We start from the raw sequence: 17,233 nt of genomic DNA, 5'->3' as shown, positions 1-17,233 counted from the left end.
AGCCGCCCGTTCATGACACCGCGCGCCAATCCGTTCCATGGCATTCAGCAGGCGAGGCGTGGGTTCGTTTGCGCAGTTTAGCCGCAGCAGTTGACGGAGGATGAGATCCCCCGGATCCTGAGGAACCGTTTTGCGCTGACTGCTGCGTAATCTGCCGGGGAACGATTGAGCCTCAGCTCACCTTTCTTCTGCGGCTTTGCGCTGAGTCCCCCACTGTAACAGCAGGCTAAACGACGCGGGTAATACGGTCAGCGTTACCAGCGTCGCGACCAGCAGCCCGCCGATAATCGCATAGGCCATTGGCCCCCAGAATACCTGATGAGAGATCGGGATCATGCCCAGAATGGCGGCGCAGGCGGTCAGACAGATGGGCCTGGCCCGATGCTCCGCAGCCGTCACAATCGCGGCATCGTTTGCCATCCCCTGAGCAAGATTACTGTCTACTTCGCTAATCAGTATCACCGCGTTACGCACGATCATCCCCGCCAGGGCGATGACGCCCAGCAGCGCGACAAATCCCATCGGCGTGCCGCCGGGCAGCATAGCCAGCACGATCCCCGGTAAACCAAACGGGGCCATCAGAAGCGCCAGCAGCATCCGGGAATATCGGCGCAACTGAAGCATCAGCAGCATCAACATGATGACAAGCGTCACCGGAAGAACGCTAAAAACGGAGCTGTTCCCCTTATCTGATTCGGCAACCGCGCCGCCTTCTTCTATGCTGTAACCGGCAGGCAGCTCCGCGCGCAGCGTGTCGATCGCCGGACGCAGCGCCGCCGATACCGCTTCGGCCCTCAGCCCCGGCGCAAGGTCAGTTTGCACCGTAATAAAAGGCAACCGCTGTCGACGCCAGATGACCGGATCGTCCACGCTCCAGACCGGCGTCGCGACGGCGCTGAGCGGAATTTTTTTACCGTCATTCCCCTGAACGGTCAGCGAGGAGAGGGTGGCGGTGCTGTGACGTTCATTGTCCGTGGCCCGCAGCACCACGTCGACAAGGCGATCGTTATCCCTGACCGAGGTGACAACGCTGCCGGACCAGAAGGTATTCAAGGTGCGGGCGAGAGTTTCTGACGATATTCCTGCCGCCCTGGCCGCCGTCTGATTCACCTTCAGAGTAATGATCCTCTCCGGCTCTCCGGCCGTCTGGTTAACCTCGCGCGACAGCGGCGATTGGCCAATCGCGTCGGCCAGACGGTTCGCAAGCGCCCGGACCTGCAGATAATCAGGCCCGCTCACCCGGTATTTGATTGGCCAGCCGACGGGCGGCCCAAGCTCCAGGGGCGACACGCGCGTGATGATGTCGCTAAACTGCGCCGCCAGCAGCCTGTTCAACTGCCCATGCAGACGATCCCGCGCCTGAAGATCCTTCGCCACCACCACAACCTGGGCGATGTTTTCATTTTCCAGCAGCACGTCCATCGGCAGGTAAAAACGGATGGCTCCTGACCCGACGTACGTCGAGTAGCGCTCGATATTGCTGTTGCCGGCCAGCGCGTGTTCCAGCTTTTCCACCTCTCTTAACGTTTCGGGCTGCGACGCGTTGGCCGGAAGCGTCAGGCTGACCAGCAGCTCAGGCCGGTCCGACGCGGGGAAGAACTCACCCTGCATAAACGTCGTGCCGTACACGGACAGCCCCAGCGCGGAAAGCGCAATCAGCACGGTGGCGAGCCGGTGACGTAGCGCCAGCCCTAAAAGCCGCCCGTACCCGCGCGCGATCCTTCCAGGGCCTGCCGCGCGATGTCTGACCTTCTCCGGCAACAGCCACGTGCCCGTCAGCGGCGAAAACAGGATCGCGACAACCCAGGAGCAGAGCAGGGCAATCAGCACTACCGCAAACAGGGAAAAACAGTATTCACCAGCGCTGGAGGCTGCAAAACCAACGGGAATAAACCCGGCAATCATCACCAGGGTTCCGGTGAGCATCGGGAAGGCCGTCGTTTTGAATGCATGGGTGGCCGCATGCCGACGGGAATCCCCGGCTTCCAGTCGGGAGACCATCGTTTCGACGGCGATCATGGCGTCATCCACCAGCAGACCCAGCGCAATGATCAGCGCCCCAAGCGAGATACGCTGAAGCCCGATGCCGGCGAGCATCATGCCGGCAAACGTCATGGCGAGCACCAGCGGAATGGCCGCAGCCACCACCAGCCCCGCCCGCAAACCCAGCGAGACAAATGAAACCGCCAGCACGATAACAACCGCTTCAATAAGCACCCGGACAAAACCACTTACCGCGTCACTGACCACCGCCGACTGATCGGCAACTTTCACCATCTCAATACCGTGCGGCAGCCCGGCGCTGAGGACTGTCATTCTGGCGTTCAGCGCGGCGCCAAAACGCAGCATGTTGCCCGTTGGCGCCATTGACACCGCCAGCCCGATGGCCGGTTTGCCGTTTACCCGGTACGCGGGGGCCGGCGGCTCGGCGGCTTCCCGGGTGACGGTGGCGATATCGGTCAGCGGAATATAGCGATTGTTAATGTGCAGCGTGACGGCGCGTAAACTCTCTTCGGACGTGAGCGCCCCGCTGACCTTGATCGCGATGTTCTCCTGCCCGGTACGCATAACGCCAGCCGGGACAACCGCGTTTTGCGCCCGCAGCGCATCGGCGACCGCCTGAATATCCAGCCCCATACCCGCCAGGCGGGCCGGAGAAAAGGCGAGAACCATCTGATCCTGCTGTTCGCCCAGCAGGGTGGTTTTGCCGATATCTGGCAAGGAGGCGAGCTCACGACGTATTGTCTCAACGCGGTCCCGCACTTCCCGTAAGGTGTAGCCGTCGGGAATAAAGCCGTAAATCGTGCCGAACGTATCGTCAAATTCGTCGTTCACGGCCGGGCCCTGAACGCCTTCCGGTAAAGACGGCGCGATGTCCTGCATTTTTTTGCGGATCTGATACCAGATGTCCTGCACCTTTTGCGGCGGGGTATCGTCGCGAAGATTCACATGGATAACGGTGCTCCCGGCGCGGGTTTCACTTTCGAGATAATCAAGCCAGGGCGTTTCCTGCAGCTTTTTTTCAAGCGTATCGGTCAGCAGACGGGTGGTATCCGTTACGGACGCGCCCGGCCACTGCGCGGAGACGACCGCCGTTTTAATGGTAAAAGCCGGGTCTTCATTACGCGGCAGTTTTTCGTAGCAGAACACGCCCATCGCCACGATCAGCAGCATGAAGAAACTGACCATCTGCTGATGGTTAAGCGCCCATGCGGACAGGTTAAATTTCGCTTCCGGTTTCGTGTTCATGGCTGAACCTCCCCGGGTACCACTGGCTCTCCGGAACGGAGTTTGCTCACGCCAGCCGTAATCACCCGGTCGCCTGGCTCAAGGCCGGAGGCGATAATCACCGAGGAGGCCGTATAGCAGGCAGGCACCACCGCGCGCAGCTGCGCCTGCGAATGCGGATTAATCACGAACACCGCCGGTCTATCGCCTGTTCGGCTCAGCGCCGATGCGGGAATGACGTAACCTCGCGGGCCAGTCGAGGGCAGGGTGACGGTGACGCTGGCACCCAGGGCTATCGCCGCTGGCGGGTTTATCAGGGTGGCTCTGACGCGCCAGGTGCGGGTCTGAGGATCGGCCTGCGGGGTGATATCCCGCAGCACGGCAGATGCCTGTACCGACGGGTCGCTGAGCAGGGAAACCCGCAATTCCGCCTTATCCAGCGGCGGTATCGCATCGGGCGTGGCGATATCAAACGCTACGTCGCGGGCTTCGCCGGTTGCCAGCGTAAGCACCGTCTGTCCCGCGCTGACAACCTGGCCCGCAGAGGCGCTCACCTCGGTGATCGTGCCGGTTTGTGGTGCGATAAGGCGCGTCCAGCCAAGGCTTTCGCGGGCGTTACGCCACGCGGCCTCGCTGCTTTTTAATCGCGCACGGGCGACAAGCCAGTCCGCGCGAGCGCTGTCGAGTTGCGTGCGGGCTATTGCACCCGTCGGCATGAGCTTTTGCATTCGGCTGACGTTAAGCGCGGCAACCTGCGCTGAGGCTTTGGCCCCTTCATAGTCGGCCGTTGCGCTGTCGAGCTGATTTTGTCCGGTGGTATTTTCAAGTGTGGCCAGCAGCTGCCCGGCATTAACCCGATCGCCAATATCAACGCTGCGCGTCAGTATTCGCCCCCCGGTTTGAAAGCTCAGCGTCGTTTCATCGCGGGCATGGATCTCACCGGTCCTTTCCAGCGCGGGGAGGGTTTGGGCTGTACGTACGACGACGTAGCGCACCGTACGCACAGGGGCAGGCTTGTTTTCCTGTTTGTCACCGCAGCCGGTGAGCGGAAAAATCACCAGCGCGAGCAGGACCAGAGGGAGAAAATTTACCCAGGAAAGAGTGCGCGCCACGCCGTACAGATGGTGCAGGCAGTGGCGGAGGGAGAGAACAAATTCGTCTGACATAACGCCGCTCCATAAAAATGAGGGCGTTATTAAATGCGCGCTACGTCGAGAAAGATTCGATGTTCTGTCAAGGGTTTATCAAGAGTGGATATTTTCATTACCGGACGGCTGCCAGGGTAACAAAATACGCACCGCAAGGCCGCCCGTTTCCGGTAATGAGGCCTCGATCGTGCCCCCATGTGCCTGACAAATCGCCCGGGCGATAGACAAACCGAGGCCGCTGCCGCCGGAATGCCGCGCGCGGGACTGCTCCTCACGGCTAAAGCGCCTAAACATGTCCGGTAAGAACTGGGGGGATACGCCAGGTCCGTCATCGTGAAATTCAATGGCGTAATGCCCGCTGGCGTAGTGCAGCGCCACCTCAAGATGGCCGCCTTCGCGCCCGTAGCGTAGTGCATTTTCCATAAGGATAGTAAATACCTGCCCCATGCGGAACGCATCGCCTCTGAACGGGCACGTACGCGGGTTACGCAGCGTAATCGTAAAATGATGCGCTTCGGCCTGCGGCATGATCCAGGCCGCCCGCTCCTGAATCAGCTCATCCAGAGAAAAGGCCTGCTCTTCCAGCACCAGATTTCCCGCGTCCGCTAACGAGAGAAGGTGAAGCTCATCGGTCAGGCGATTGAGATGCTGAAGCTGTTTCATCACCATTCCCAGCTGCACCGGGCTGGCATCAAACACACCGTCCAACATGCCCTGCAGACGACCAATGGCGGCCGTCAGGGGCGAGCGCAGCTCGTGCGCCATCGCGACGTGCGAGGCGCGGAGCTCTTTTTCATAGCGGGCGAGTTGCCCCGTCATGGAGTTAAAGTCGTTTGCAAAGCTGACCATTTCCGCTGGCGCATCCTTGACCAGTTCCGCCTGACGGCCAAACTGCCCGTCGGCGACATCTTTGGCGGCATCGCGAAGACGGCTGAACTGCAGCGCCAGCGGTCGGGCGTGTTTTAACCCCATCACCACAATAAACGGGATCATCACCAGCACCAGCAGGGCCACCGTAACCCAGTCCGCAGAGGCGATGGATGGCGTGGAATAACTCAGCCCCCACCAGGTATCCACAATGCTGTGGAAGCGGGCCGGATCGGCCTGTGGGTTCTGGCTGAGCGTCAGAAATTCCTGCCGGACCGCCGCTGGCATTCTGCCCATTATCCAGTAGTTCTGTACCGCATAACGTAGCCACATGCAGGTGGCAATGACGATCACGCTGCCGATGGCCAGCGCCAGGATACGCGCGCAAATCCAGCGCCAGAGAGAGGAGTGTCGGTTTTTTATCATGGTTGTCTGAACCTGTATCCTACGCCGCGAACGTTAATCAACACGCCGGAAATACCCGCCGCTTCGAGTTTTTTACGCAGGTTATAAATATGGGTGTCCACCACGCGCTCCAGCGCCTCGCTTTCCGGCAGACAGTGTTCCAGCAGGTACTGACGGGAAAAGGGGCGTGCGGGAGAGCGCAGCAGCGTTGCCAGAAGCGAGAATTCCGTTGGCGTAAGATCGAGCATCACGGGCGCGTCGCCGCCGTTATCCACGCTCGCCACAATGGCGGCCACATCCACCTCCAGCGTTTGCCAGCGAAGGATCTCGTCGTCTGTCTCTTTTTTACTGCTGCGTCGCAGCACCGCCTGTACACGAGCCACGACTTCTCCCGGATGATAGGGTTTCACAACATAATCATCGGCACCGTACCGCAGGGCACCAATGCGATCGGGGGTGTCGCCCATGGCGGTGACCATGATCACCGGTACATCGCTTTTACGACGCAGTCCGGCCAGCACTTCGGTGCCGTTAAGCCCGGGCAGCATCACGTCCAGCAGGATGAGGTCGGGTTTCCACCGCTGCGCCATATCCAGCCCGGAAAGGCCGTCTCCGGTAATGGTGACATCGTAATTTTCACGACGTAAATAGGCTTCAAGCACGCCAGCCGCATCGGCGTCATCTTCAATAATCAGCACTCTTCTGGACAACATCCGTTCACCTTGACCGTTTCTTAACACTATCCCGACGATTCATTGATTTAGCCAAACCATACTGCGCCAACATTGTGTGGCAGACCCTGAATCAGCAGACGCCAGCGTCTGCGTGGAGAACAGTATGATAGCGATAAAAAAAGGCCTGTATATGACCGTTCCGCTGCTGATGGCCGTTGCCTCAGGTGTGCAGGCGGATGATGACGCCGCTTCCGGCTCTTTAACCGTCGGGCTGGGCGGTCACTATGCCCCCCGTTATTCAGGCTCAGACAAGCAGGTGTGGCAGGTGGTTCCTGTGCTGCAGGGGCGCAAGGGTGCTTTCTTTATTGATGCACAAAAAGGAGTGGGATATGACCTGCAAAACGACAGCGGTTGGTACCTGGAACATACGCTGGGTTACGACCTCGGGAGGGCAGAGAAAAATTCTGGCTGGCGTGAGGGCGCAAACAATCTGAAGGGGATGGGGGACATTGATGCCACCCTGAATACCGGTCTGGCCGTCGGCTGGCAGGCTGCGTCCTGGCTGAGCGTTGAGGGTAAGGCGACGCTACCGTTAACGGACAGCCAGGGCGTAAGTTATCAGGCGTCCGTTACGTTGATTCCCCTACAAAACAGCGAGGACACGATCGCCCTTCAGTCTGCGGCTCTGTTTGGCGACAGCCGTTATCTGAATACCTGGTATGGGGTCAGCGAGCAGCAGAGCCGCCGCACCGGCTATCGCCGCTATTCAGCGCCGGGGGGATTTTATGGCGTCGACACCAGCCTGACCTGGAGCCACCAGTTCGATGCTCACTGGGGGACGGTCCTGAGCGCGGATTATACCTGGCCTGGCGAACATGCGAATGAAAGCCCAATAGTGATGCGGCGCAATGAGGGGTCTGCAACCGCCGCTATCACCTGGACATTTTAAAATCGCGGAGCACGAGCGGACGAGAAGATTATTTCTTCTTATCCATCATCGCTTTTAAATCGGCAAACGGGTTAAACGTGGCGACACCCACGTCTTTTTGCGCGTCTTCACCGGCGACCACGGTGGTGCCGTACTGATCCGCTTCGGTGTATTTCGAATGCTCGTGATCGTGACAAAACAGGCACAGCAGCTCCCAGTTGCTGCCATCTTCCGGGTTGTTAGTATGGTCGTGATCGATATGGTGAACCGTCAATTCACGCAGATTGGAATAGACGAACTCCCGCGAGCAGCGTCCGCAGACCCAGGGATAGATTTTTAATGCTTTCTCGCGATAGCCGCTTTCCAGTCGCGCGTAGTTTTTAGGGATCAGAGCCATTGCCGGTTTTACCTGCCATGAAAAAAGTGGGGGATATTATATCCATTATGGGGCGGAATGACGAACCCCTCTATTCCGTCAATTTATTTGATGCTTTCCGTTAAATAAACGGCATTTATTCTTACGGGGTAATGCGTAAAGTGGACAGAACGCAACGCATTATCAGGACACAGGGTTATGAAAAAGATCGGGTTTTTATCGTTTGGTCACTGGACGCCTTCTCCGCAGTCCGGCACGCGTTCGGCGGCGGATACGCTGCTGCAGTCCATCGACCTGGCCGTGGCCGCCGAAGAGTTGGGGGCGGACGGCGCCTATTTCCGCGTGCACCACTTCGCCCGTCAGCTGAGTTCGCCGTTCCCTCTGCTGGCGGCAATAGGCGCGAAAACGAAAACCATTGAAATCGGTACGGGCGTGATTGATATGCGCTATGAAAACCCGATGTATATGGCCGAGGATGCGGGCGCGGCAGATCTGATCTCCGGCGGCCGTTTGCAGCTTGGCATCAGCCGCGGCTCCCCGGAGCAGGTCATTGATGGCTGGCGTCATTTCGGCTATGTCCCGCAGGAAGGGGAAAACGAATCGGACATGGCGCGCCGTCATACCGAGGTGCTGCTTGAGGTGCTGCGCGGCGAAGGGTTTGCAAAGCCGAATCCACAGCCGATGTTCCCCAATCCGCCTGGGCTGCTGCGCCTGGAACCGTATTCCGAAGGGTTGCGGGAGCGCATCTGGTGGGGCGCCGGTTCGAATGCGACGGCGGTATGGGCCGCTAAGCTCGGCATGAACCTGCAAAGCTCAACCCTCAAAGACGACGAAACCGGCGAACCGTTCCATATTCAGCAGGCAAAACAGATCCGCGCGTACCGTCAGGCGTGGAAAGAGGCAGGGCATACGCGGCAGCCACGTGTATCGGTCAGCCGCAGTATTTTTGCCCTGATGGACGACCGCGACCGGATGTACTTCGGCGCCAGCCGCAACGACAGCGATAGCGTTGGGTATCTTGATGAGAAAACGCGCGCGATATTCGGGCGCAGCTATGCCGCGGAGCCTGACAGGCTGATTGAGCAGTTGAAAAAGGACGAGGCGATTGCCGAGGCAGATACGTTATTACTGACCGTGCCGAACCAGCTCGGTGTGGATTATAATGCGCACGTGATTGAGTCCATTCTCAAACATGTCGCACCGGCAATGGGCTGGCGCGATTAAGTATTCCGCCTTCAGCCATGAGATTGTGATGGAAAACCTGGCCCTCTGGTATCGCCGTTTTGGCGAGCCGGAATCTGTTCTGCAACCTGAAGCCGCGCCGCTGGAGACGCTTGCGCCGGGTCACCTGCGCGTGCAAATGCTGTATGCGCCGGTGAATGCGTCCGATCTCATTCCCATTACCGGCGCCTATCGCCACAGAACCCCGCTGCCCGCCGTCGCGGGGTATGAAGGCGTCGGCGTTGTCATTCAGGCGCCCGCGTCGTTTGCGCATCTGCCGGGTAAACGCGTTCTGCCGCTGCGCGGGCCGGGCACGTGGCAGCACTATGTTGATTGCCCGGCAGAGTATGCGATCCCCGTGCCGGACGATATCGATTCACGCCTGGCCGCGCGGGCCTATATCAACCCGCTGGCGGCGCAGATGATGCTGACCCACTTCCCGCCGCAGGGAAAACGGGTGCTGCTGACGGCCGCCGGTTCGGATTGCGCCATTCTGCTCGGGCAGTGGGCGCATCTGACGGGGGCAGAGGCGGTGTACGGTATTCATCGTTCTCCCGTTCACGCTGAACGGCTGGAGGCGATGGGGATCGTTCCTGTGGCACAGCATGACATGCAGCGGATTCGCTCCGTTGCCGCGCGTGCCGACGTCGTTTACGATGCAACCGGCGGGACGCTGGCGGACGCGATCCTGAGCGTGATGCCTGAGCAGGGCGTATTTGTTTGCTACGGGCTGCTCTCCGGGCAGACCTTCCGCCAGCAGCGGCCCCTGCCGCGCGTGGCGTGGTTCCATATTCGTAACTATCTGGATGGGCTCAGCGCAGAGGCGTGGCGCGCGGAGTTTGACCAAATCTGGCCCCGGATGCGCGCCAGTGAGTACAGCCCCGGTACGGTGTACCCCCTGACGGAATGGCAGAGGGCGCTCAGCGCGTATCGTGAAGGGGGAAGGGCAAGCAAGCCCCTCCTGTCGATGGCGGAATGACGGCTATTGATGGCTCATGTCGCTCAGTAGCACGGCGATGCTTTGCCCGCCCGCCGTCTGTTCCAGGCCAATCTTGACGATAATGGTCAGCGGAACGGAGAGCAGCATGCCTACGGGGCCGAGCAGCCAGCCCCAGAAAATCAGGGATAAAAAGACCACCAGTGTGGAAAGCCCCAGCCCGCGTCCCATCATCCGCGGCTCAAGAATATTCCCGAACACCAGGTTAATCGCCAGATAGCCTGCCAGCAGAACCAGCGCGTCATAAAACCCGCTGAACACCAGCACCTGAAGGATAGGGGGGATCGCCGCCAACACGGAGCCGATGTTGGGAATATAGTTGAGCGCAAACGCCAGTAAACCCCAGACGAACGCAAAGCGGACGTCCAGCGCCACCAGCATCCCCCAGACGACCAACCCGGTGACCAGACTAATGGCGGTTTTCAGCACCAGATAACGTGAAACGCTGTCCAGCGCGCGCTGAATAGCTCCCATTCCTTCAACCGGACGAACCATCATTTGCTGTAACTTTGCGGGCAACTGCGGCACCTCCAGCAGCATGAACACCACCGTTAAAAACAGCAGGAAAATGGAGGTCATGGCATTGGAAAGCTGTGTTAACAGGCTGGTGACAATGGTCATCGCCGCGTTGGGATCGATATATTTAAGAAGATCTTCAACCGAGATTTCTATTCCCGCGCGCTGCAGCCAGGGTTCAAGTTGCAGCAGCGGTATCGCCAGCGAGGAACGGTATTTCGGCAGCGTTCGCGCCAGTTCGTTCAGGGAGTTACCCAGATACGCAACCAGTAATACCATGGCGACAATAATGACGCTAATCAGCAGGGTAATCGCCAGCACGCGCGGGATGCGCAGCCGCGTCATGCGCTGGACCAGCGGGTTAAGGATCACCGCAACAAACAGGGCCAGAATAAAGGGCACGATGATATCGGCGGCAAAACGAACGCCTGTGAGTATAATCACCAGCATGCCCAGCATGATGACAATTTTTAACCCGTTCAGGGTAATAATGGGTTTAGCCATGGTGACTCCGAAATACGCTTTTTATTTATAATAAAGGGTAAACGCCTTGCAATAAACTAACCAAAATCAAACGAGATGGGTAAAGAATTGAAAAGACTTTGAGTAAATTCCTGGCTTATGGTACAAATCTGGTGTGTTCAACTACCGAGGACAATTTTCATCCGCAAAGACGAGAAGCAACAACGCGGATAATTGTAATTTTATGGACAATTTGTTCAGGACGTATTCTTCAAACAACGCTGCTGTATTTTCTACCTCCTTCTGCCTGATTGCTGGTGAGCAACACTGGCGCACCGCACTATAGTCACCTCTTCTGCCTGAGCTGGCGCTACGCGCTTAGCTGTCTGATTTAATTTCATATTTTTTGGTTTGCTGCATGCGGCGGGCCACGATGGATTATATTCTCAAGCAGGAGATAAACATGTTTTACTGGATCTTATTAGCCCTGGCAATTCTCGCTGAAATTACCGGCACGCTGTCTATGAAATGGGCAAGCATCAGTGAGGGCAATACCGGTTTTATTTTAATGCTGGTGATGATTTCCCTTTCCTATATTTTCCTCTCGTTTGCGGTGAAGAAAATTGCGCTGGGTGTGGCCTATGCGCTGTGGGAAGGGATCGGTATTTTATTGATTACGCTGTTCAGCGTTCTGATATTCGACGAAACATTAACAACAATGAAGGTCGCCGGGTTAACGACGCTGGTTGCGGGTATCGTGCTGATTAAATCAGGTACCCGCAAACCGACAAAACAGCAGAAGGAGCAGAACCATGCAACAGTTTGAATGGGTACATGCGGCATGGCTGGGGCTCGCCATCGTGCTGGAGATCCTGGCAAACGTTCTGCTGAAGTTCTCTGACGGTTTTCGTCGTAAAGTTTACGGCCTGCTGTCGATTGCCGCGGTGCTGGGGGCGTTCAGCGCCCTGTCTCAGGCGGTGAAAGGGATCGATCTTTCGGTGGCCTATGCGCTGTGGGGCGGTTTTGGGATCGCCGCTACCCTGGCCGCGGGCTGGGTGCTTTTCGGGCAGCGTTTAAATAATAAAGGCTGGATAGGGCTGATCTTGCTGCTGGCGGGCATGATCATGATAAAACTGGCCTGATATGTAGTGATTCTGATTTTCAGGCCTCCGCGCTGGCTTACTCTTTAGCCAGCGCTTCCAGCTTATCGCGAAAACCGGTGACGGAAAGAGCCCGGTTATCGGCTCGCCAGCGGTCTTTCGCCGCCGGAGCGGAGCTTTGGACCCCAATCAACTGCCAGCCATTATCGGTTTTCAGCATCAGCGGTGAACCGCTGTCACCGGGCAACGTATCGCACTGGTGGGAGAGCACGCTGGTCTGCGCCCAGCCCGTCACGATACAGTCCGTATGGGTGTAAAGCACATCAAGATGATCGACAGGGTAACCTGACTGCGTTACCTTGCGGTCGGCGGCTTTCAGCGCAGCGGTGAGCGCCGCTTTATCGCCGTCAAATAACGGCAGCGGCGTAATGCCTGAAGGTGGGTAGCGCAAAATAATCAGGCCAAAATCCCAGGATGCCGCCGCGGGCGGCACAATCCAGCCGTCTCCATCCGGTTTCAGACGCTTACCGAGCGACGCATCCACCCGGCCTTCAATGCCGTGGATTTCATAGCGCCAGATCCCTTTTTGCGACACGAATCGTAAGGCAACTGCTTTGTCTGGCTTGCCGTTGGGGGGCGTCAATAAGCAGTGGCCTGCCGTCAGGGCTAATTGCGGGGTGATCAGCGTTGCGGTACACAGGTTACCGCTGGCGGTTTCCAGCTGCCCTATAGCATCCCAGGGCGCCTGAGTAGGATCGCTGACGCGAGTACGATCGTCATGACCGAAAAAAAGCGTCTTTAGCTCTTTCGCGCTAATGGCATCATCACCGCCATCATCCGCCTGTGAAAATCCAGAAAAAAGACCAAACGTTCCCAGCAACAACACAACAGATTTACGCATATCACACTCTGGTGGGGGTAATTATGATTATTAAAAGTGAACCCTATGAAAATACTATAGACGGGACAGCGCTAAAGTGGGAGTAAAATCAGCGTGCTACAATCAGGAAAGATAAAAATGGCTTGCGATGAGCGCGCATAAAATAAGCAGGATAAGAATCAGCTCAAACCGATAGCGTCGCAGCATACGCCCTCCGGATAAAAAAAACGGCGCAGAACCTTTTCCGGTTCAGCGCCGGTTTACCAACGTGCCCCGAAGGGCACGGTTAAGCTTGTACGCTTACGCAGCTGGCTGTGCAGCTGGTTTAGCAGCTTCGTGTTTTACTGCTTTTTTGTGATGCTTTTTCGCAGCCTGCGCTTTCTGCTCTACGGCTGGTTTGGCGGCTTTCTTGTGGTGCTTTTTCGCAGCCTGCGCTTTCTGCTCTACGGCTGGTTTAGCGGCTTTTTTGTGGTGCTTTTTCGCAGCCTGCGCTTTTTGCTCTGCAGCCGGTTTAGCGGCTTTGTGGTGTTTCTTGTGATGTACGGTTTTTGCTGGCGCAGCGGTGGTTGTTGCAGCAGGTGCCGCAGCAGCGGGTGCAGCAGTGGTTTCAGCAGCAAACGCAGCAGAAGACAGACCCATAGCAGCGGCAACAACCAGAGCTAATACTTTTTTCATGTTCATACCCTCGAATTTGGTTTTTCATTTAACCCCACTGCGGGGCCGTTGAAATAACTATATCCCTGTAAATTCGGGGTTTCCGTGAGTGATTGGTATCGGCGTGTAACCATATGTACAAGGCCGGGGAAGAACCCCGGCCTTGTCATTACAGGTAGCGTGAGGTGAGGTGTTCGCGGAAGTAGCGGATATTCAGATCTTCCCCCGTCGCCTGGGTGATTAACTGCGACGTGCTGAAGCGGCTGCCGTGCTGCCAGATGTTCTGACGCAGCCAGTCAAACAGCGCCGAAAAATCACCCTCAGCGATGGCGGTCTGCAGGTCCGGAAGCGCGGTCTTTGCTGCATGGAACAGCTGCGCGGCGTACATCGCGCCCAGCGTGTATGACGGGAAGTAACCAAATCCGCCGTCGGTCCAGTGGATATCCTGCATACAGCCGTTTCGGTAGTTCTCTTTGGTGGATAAACCGAGCCACGCCTGCATTTTCTCATCCCACAGGGCCGGAATATCGTCCTCCTCGATCTCGCCGTTAATCAGCGCGCGCTCAATCTCATAGCGCAGTACCACGTGTGCCGGGTAGCTCACTTCGTCAGCATCGACGCGGATATAGCCTGGCTTCACGCGCTGGTTCCAGGCGATAAAGTTCTCTTCGCTGAACGCCGCCTGGGTGCCAAAGCGGGCGTGGACCGCAGGGAGAAGGTGTTTGAGGAAGGCTTCACTGCGTCCCAGCTGCATTTCAAAGAACAGGCTCTGGGATTCATGGATCGCGGTTGAGCGGGCGAGGGCAACGGGCTGGCCTGCCCACGCACGTGGAAGATTTTGTTCGTAGCGCGCGTGCCCGGTTTCGTGGATCACGCCAAACAGCGCGCTGAGCAGTTCATCCTCGTCATAGCGCGTGGTGATGCGTACGTCTTCCGGTACGCCGCCGCAGAACGGGTGCGCGCTCACGTCCAGGCGTCCGCCGTTAAAATCGAAGCCAAGCATCTTCATCGCTTCCAGCCCCAGCTCGCGCTGGGTTGCCGTCGGGAAGGGGCCCTGCGGCGGAACAAATGACCGCTGAGCCTGCTTCTCTACCACGTTCGCCAGCAGGTCCGGCAGCCAGGTTTTCATATCACCAAACAGCACGTCCAGGCGCGCGCTGGTCATATCCGGTTCAAAAATATCCAGCAGCGCGTCGTACGGCGTGCAGCCTTTGGCCTCGGCGCGCAGACGGGCTTCTTCACGGCTGAGTTTCACCACTTCTTTTAAATTGGCGGAAAAACCCTGCCAGTCGTTGGCGGGGCGCTGAGTACGCCAGGCGTGCTCGCACCTGCTGCCCGCCAGCGATTTGGCTTCCACCAGCGATTCCGGCAACAGGGTGGCCTGCTGGTAGTGGCGCGTCATTTCACGCAGGTTGGCCTGTTCTACGTCATTCAGATCTTCTCCTGCTGCGGCCGCTAACAGGTCGCCCACATTTTTATCGGTCAGGATCTGGTGTTGCAGGACGCTCATCTCTGCGAGCGCTTCACCGCGCGCGGCGCTGCCGCCAGTCGGCATCATGGTGAACATATCCCAGCTGGCTATGGAGGAGAGGTGGGAGAAGCGGGAGAGACGCTGGAAGGTGCGGGTGAGTTGCTGATAAGACACGTTTTTCGTCATCGTTATTGTTCTCGTTCAGTTGGAGGTGTTCCAAAATAACAAACCTCTATAAGTTTGCACATGTAGAGGTTGCTTTGTGTCTCATAATCACACGTTTCAATACAACAGATCATCATTGAAAAGGGGTAACGGTCTCTCTCGAGACCAGCGGGCATAGAGCATCAATGCACTGGTCACCGCATCCGGATCGAAGAAACGGATAAATTCTTTAAAATCATCAGGGGTAACGTTATCAGCAATATCGAGTACCTCAGAGAACTCCTCGAAGTCTTGAGGATTCTTTGCCGGATTTTTCATCGCGTCAATCATGCGTTGATATTGATAACTGCCGCCACAATCTTCCGGTGGACACGCATTTTCGCCGGCAAAACATTCGAAAAGCATATCCGGACCCGCTGGCTTAAAGTCGCTGTCTTCAAGAAAGAGCGTATGTTCCCAGTCATCACCAAAGTCATAGGTATAGGTAAGCGTATTCTTTCTCTTTGTTAGTAACTCGCTCAGGCGAACTTCACTCTCATCTTCATCTTCAATGGAGGAAGGGAATTCGGTAAAAACACGCTTTTTGAACGTGAACTGGTGAAGATGACTGTCATCCCAGCCCATAACGATTTGAATAACATCGTGCAAGCGATCCAGCGAGATATCGGCAGGCACGGTAAATGTCCTCCAGATAGAGGGCGTTACGCCATTCAATGTGATTTTTAAAAGATAAAATTTGCTCATCCCTGTTTTCCTCGGTCTGGGAATTATTACCCTTTAAAAAGTAATGAAAAAAGCTTTTATTTCAAACGCTGATGCAGACTTCCCCCCACCAGCAGCGCCGCGCACAGCATCAGCGCGATAAACCCGCCCACGCCGTTCCAGCCGTAGTGATGCCAGAACACGCCGCCGAGCGTTCCGGCGATGCTGGAACCCAGGTAATAGCTAAACAGATACAGCGACGATGCCTGTCCTTTGGCGCGACGCGCGCGAGGACCAATCCAGCTGCTGGCGACAGAGTGAGCGGCGAAGAACCCAGCGGAGAAGAGCAGCATCCCGGCAAAGATGAGCCACAGGGAAGAGAAGAGCGTCAGCAGCAGGCCGAGCAGCATCACCCCTGTAAACACCAGCATCACCGGCCCGCGACCAAAGCGCGCCGTCATTGCCCCGGCTTTCGGCGAGCTCCACGTGCCGGTGAGATAGGCCACGGAAAGCAAACCCACAACGGCCTGATTCAGATGCCAGGGCGAGAGCATCAGCCGGTAGCCAATATAGTTAAACAGCGTGACGAATGAACCCATCAGCAGGAATCCCATCAGAAACAGTCGCGGCAACCCTTTGTCGCGCCAGTGCAGACGGAAGTTGATAAACAGCGTTTTCGGGCGCAGAGAGGTCGGGCGAAAATGACGCGATTCCGGCAGGATTTTCCAGAACATCAGCGCAGATGCCAGCGCGAAACATCCGATCACCGCCAGCGCGATGCGCCAGCTGAAGAAGTCAGTAAATATCCCGCTCAGCAGACGCCCGCTCATGCCGCCAATCGAGTTCCCGCTGATGTACAGCCCCATCGAAAAGGCAACGAAGCTCGGGTGGATCTCCTCGCTGAGATAGGTCATCCCGACCGCCGCCACGCCGCTGAGCGATAGCCCAATCAGCGCGCGCATCACCAGAATGCCGTGCCAGCTGGTCATCATCGTAGAGAGCAATGTACAGACCGAGGCCAGCATCAGGGCGGTAACCATCACCTGTTTACGGCCAATAGCGTCGGAGAGCGGGCCGGTAAAGAGCAGACCAATCGCCAGCATCGCGGTTGAAATAGAAAGGGAAATACTGCTGCTGGCGGGCGATACGCCAAACTCATGCGAAAGAACGGGCAGGATCGGCTGAACGCAGTAGAGCAGGGCAAACGTTGCCAGACCGGCGGAAAAAAGCGCCAGCGTGACGCGCATAAATTGGGGGGTACCGCGTTTGATGAACTGAACCGGCTGCGATGCTACAGGCAAATCATTAATATCTCTGGCCGGATCGATATCAATGGTAGTTGTACGACTCACACAATTTCCTTGCTTAAACATCCCCGTGATTTCTGGTGACGGGTATGACCACCTGTTCAGGGTAGGAAAATGTAAATATTCTGTCTA

General features: G+C 57.1%; 18 protein-coding genes. 6 read left to right on the top strand and 12 right to left on the bottom strand.

Translation table 11 applies throughout. From position 1 onward, the window contains the following. Window positions 1-177: 177 nt before the first annotated feature. The 4 genes from D5066_RS00190 to D5066_RS00175 all read right to left on the bottom strand — a co-directional run bounded on the left by D5066_RS00190 (window position 178) and on the right by D5066_RS00175 (window position 6,361). Complete coding sequence (locus tag D5066_RS00190; RefSeq protein WP_119914697.1) at window positions 178-3,249, bottom strand: efflux RND transporter permease subunit; 3,072 nt, start codon at window positions 3,247-3,249, stop codon at window positions 178-180. Beyond that, the gene (locus D5066_RS00185; RefSeq protein WP_119914696.1) at window positions 3,246-4,394 is read right to left on the bottom strand and encodes an efflux RND transporter periplasmic adaptor subunit; all 1,149 of its coding nucleotides are present in this window, start codon (window positions 4,392-4,394) and stop codon (window positions 3,246-3,248) included. Before D5066_RS00185 ends, D5066_RS00190 begins: the two co-directional genes overlap by 4 nt. Window positions 4,395-4,472: 78 nt before the next feature. Continuing rightward, window positions 4,473-5,669, bottom strand: a complete 1,197-nt coding sequence (locus D5066_RS00180; RefSeq protein ID WP_119914695.1) for a sensor histidine kinase — start codon at window positions 5,667-5,669, stop codon at window positions 4,473-4,475. After that, window positions 5,666-6,361 (bottom strand): response regulator, encoded by a 696-nt coding sequence (locus tag D5066_RS00175; RefSeq protein ID WP_028012960.1) that lies wholly within the window; start codon window positions 6,359-6,361, stop codon window positions 5,666-5,668. Before D5066_RS00175 ends, D5066_RS00180 begins: the two co-directional genes overlap by 4 nt. A 124-nt stretch (window positions 6,362-6,485) precedes the next feature. Here D5066_RS00175 and D5066_RS00170 point away from each other — a divergent pair, with 124 nt between their 5' ends. Beyond that, window positions 6,486-7,271 (top strand): MipA/OmpV family protein, encoded by a 786-nt coding sequence (locus D5066_RS00170; protein ID WP_119914694.1) that lies wholly within the window; start codon window positions 6,486-6,488, stop codon window positions 7,269-7,271. A 28-nt stretch (window positions 7,272-7,299) separates the two neighbouring features. Here D5066_RS00170 and yajD read toward each other — a convergent pair whose 3' ends face one another. Continuing rightward, a complete protein-coding gene (gene yajD / locus D5066_RS00165; protein ID WP_003857471.1) occupies window positions 7,300-7,647 on the bottom strand; it encodes an HNH nuclease YajD in 348 nt (115 codons plus the stop codon). Window positions 7,648-7,824: 177 nt separating this feature from the next. Between yajD and D5066_RS00160 the strand changes: the two genes are divergently transcribed. Continuing rightward, the gene (locus D5066_RS00160; protein WP_047368444.1) at window positions 7,825-8,850 is read left to right on the top strand and encodes an LLM class flavin-dependent oxidoreductase; all 1,026 of its coding nucleotides are present in this window, start codon (window positions 7,825-7,827) and stop codon (window positions 8,848-8,850) included. A gap of 28 nt (window positions 8,851-8,878) precedes the next feature. Further along, window positions 8,879-9,826 (top strand): zinc-dependent alcohol dehydrogenase family protein, encoded by a 948-nt coding sequence (locus D5066_RS00155; RefSeq protein ID WP_119914693.1) that lies wholly within the window; start codon window positions 8,879-8,881, stop codon window positions 9,824-9,826. A 3-nt stretch (window positions 9,827-9,829) separates the two neighbouring features. Here D5066_RS00155 and D5066_RS00150 read toward each other — a convergent pair whose 3' ends face one another. Further along, the gene (locus D5066_RS00150) at window positions 9,830-10,864 is read right to left on the bottom strand and encodes an AI-2E family transporter (protein ID WP_080327264.1); all 1,035 of its coding nucleotides are present in this window, start codon (window positions 10,862-10,864) and stop codon (window positions 9,830-9,832) included. A 133-nt stretch (window positions 10,865-10,997) separates the two neighbouring features. Between D5066_RS00150 and D5066_RS23270 the strand changes: the two genes are divergently transcribed. The 3 genes from D5066_RS23270 to mdtI all read left to right on the top strand — a co-directional run bounded on the left by D5066_RS23270 (window position 10,998) and on the right by mdtI (window position 11,964). After that, on the top strand, window positions 10,998-11,168 hold the full coding sequence (locus D5066_RS23270; protein WP_418721920.1) for a protein YdgV: 171 nt from the start codon (window positions 10,998-11,000) through the stop codon (window positions 11,166-11,168). Window positions 11,169-11,285: 117 nt separating this feature from the next. Further along, window positions 11,286-11,648 (top strand): multidrug/spermidine efflux SMR transporter subunit MdtJ, encoded by a 363-nt coding sequence (mdtJ, locus tag D5066_RS00145; protein WP_080328146.1) that lies wholly within the window; start codon window positions 11,286-11,288, stop codon window positions 11,646-11,648. Beyond that, window positions 11,635-11,964 carry a multidrug/spermidine efflux SMR transporter subunit MdtI gene (mdtI, locus tag D5066_RS00140; RefSeq protein ID WP_025758607.1) on the top strand — a complete coding sequence of 110 codons (330 nt, stop codon included), beginning with the start codon at window positions 11,635-11,637 and terminating at the stop codon, window positions 11,962-11,964. Before mdtJ ends, mdtI begins: the two co-directional genes overlap by 14 nt. Before the next feature lie 37 nt (window positions 11,965-12,001). Here the strand turns inward: mdtI and D5066_RS00135 are convergent, their stop codons facing one another. From D5066_RS00135 to ynfM, 6 genes are all read right to left on the bottom strand, one after another. Then, window positions 12,002-12,823 (bottom strand): trypsin-like serine peptidase, encoded by an 822-nt coding sequence (locus D5066_RS00135; protein ID WP_080327263.1) that lies wholly within the window; start codon window positions 12,821-12,823, stop codon window positions 12,002-12,004. Window positions 12,824-12,925: 102 nt separating this feature from the next. Further along, on the bottom strand, window positions 12,926-13,009 hold the full coding sequence (gene ydgU, locus D5066_RS23380; protein WP_021241182.1) for a small membrane protein YdgU: 84 nt from the start codon (window positions 13,007-13,009) through the stop codon (window positions 12,926-12,928). Window positions 13,010-13,102: 93 nt separating this feature from the next. Continuing rightward, entirely contained in the window at window positions 13,103-13,477 is a 375-nt protein-coding gene (gene asr, locus D5066_RS00130; protein ID WP_032642591.1) for an acid resistance repetitive basic protein Asr, read from the bottom strand. A 148-nt stretch (window positions 13,478-13,625) separates the two neighbouring features. Beyond that, window positions 13,626-15,113 (bottom strand): carboxypeptidase M32, encoded by a 1,488-nt coding sequence (locus tag D5066_RS00125; protein WP_119914692.1) that lies wholly within the window; start codon window positions 15,111-15,113, stop codon window positions 13,626-13,628. A gap of 96 nt (window positions 15,114-15,209) precedes the next feature. Continuing rightward, window positions 15,210-15,836, bottom strand: coding sequence for a plasmid pRiA4b ORF-3 family protein (locus tag D5066_RS00120; protein WP_119914691.1), 627 nt, complete (start codon window positions 15,834-15,836; stop codon window positions 15,210-15,212). Window positions 15,837-15,892: 56 nt separating this feature from the next. Further along, a complete protein-coding gene (ynfM, locus tag D5066_RS00115) occupies window positions 15,893-17,146 on the bottom strand; it encodes a multidrug efflux MFS transporter YnfM/SxtP(Kp) (RefSeq protein ID WP_119914690.1) in 1,254 nt (417 codons plus the stop codon). Between the last annotated feature and the right edge of the window lie 87 nt (window positions 17,147-17,233).

The sequence above is a fragment of the Enterobacter chuandaensis genome, assembly GCF_003594915.1.
Classification (GTDB): Bacteria; Pseudomonadota; Gammaproteobacteria; order Enterobacterales; family Enterobacteriaceae; genus Enterobacter; species Enterobacter chuandaensis.
This window is presented reverse-complemented; position numbering and strand designations above follow the sequence as displayed.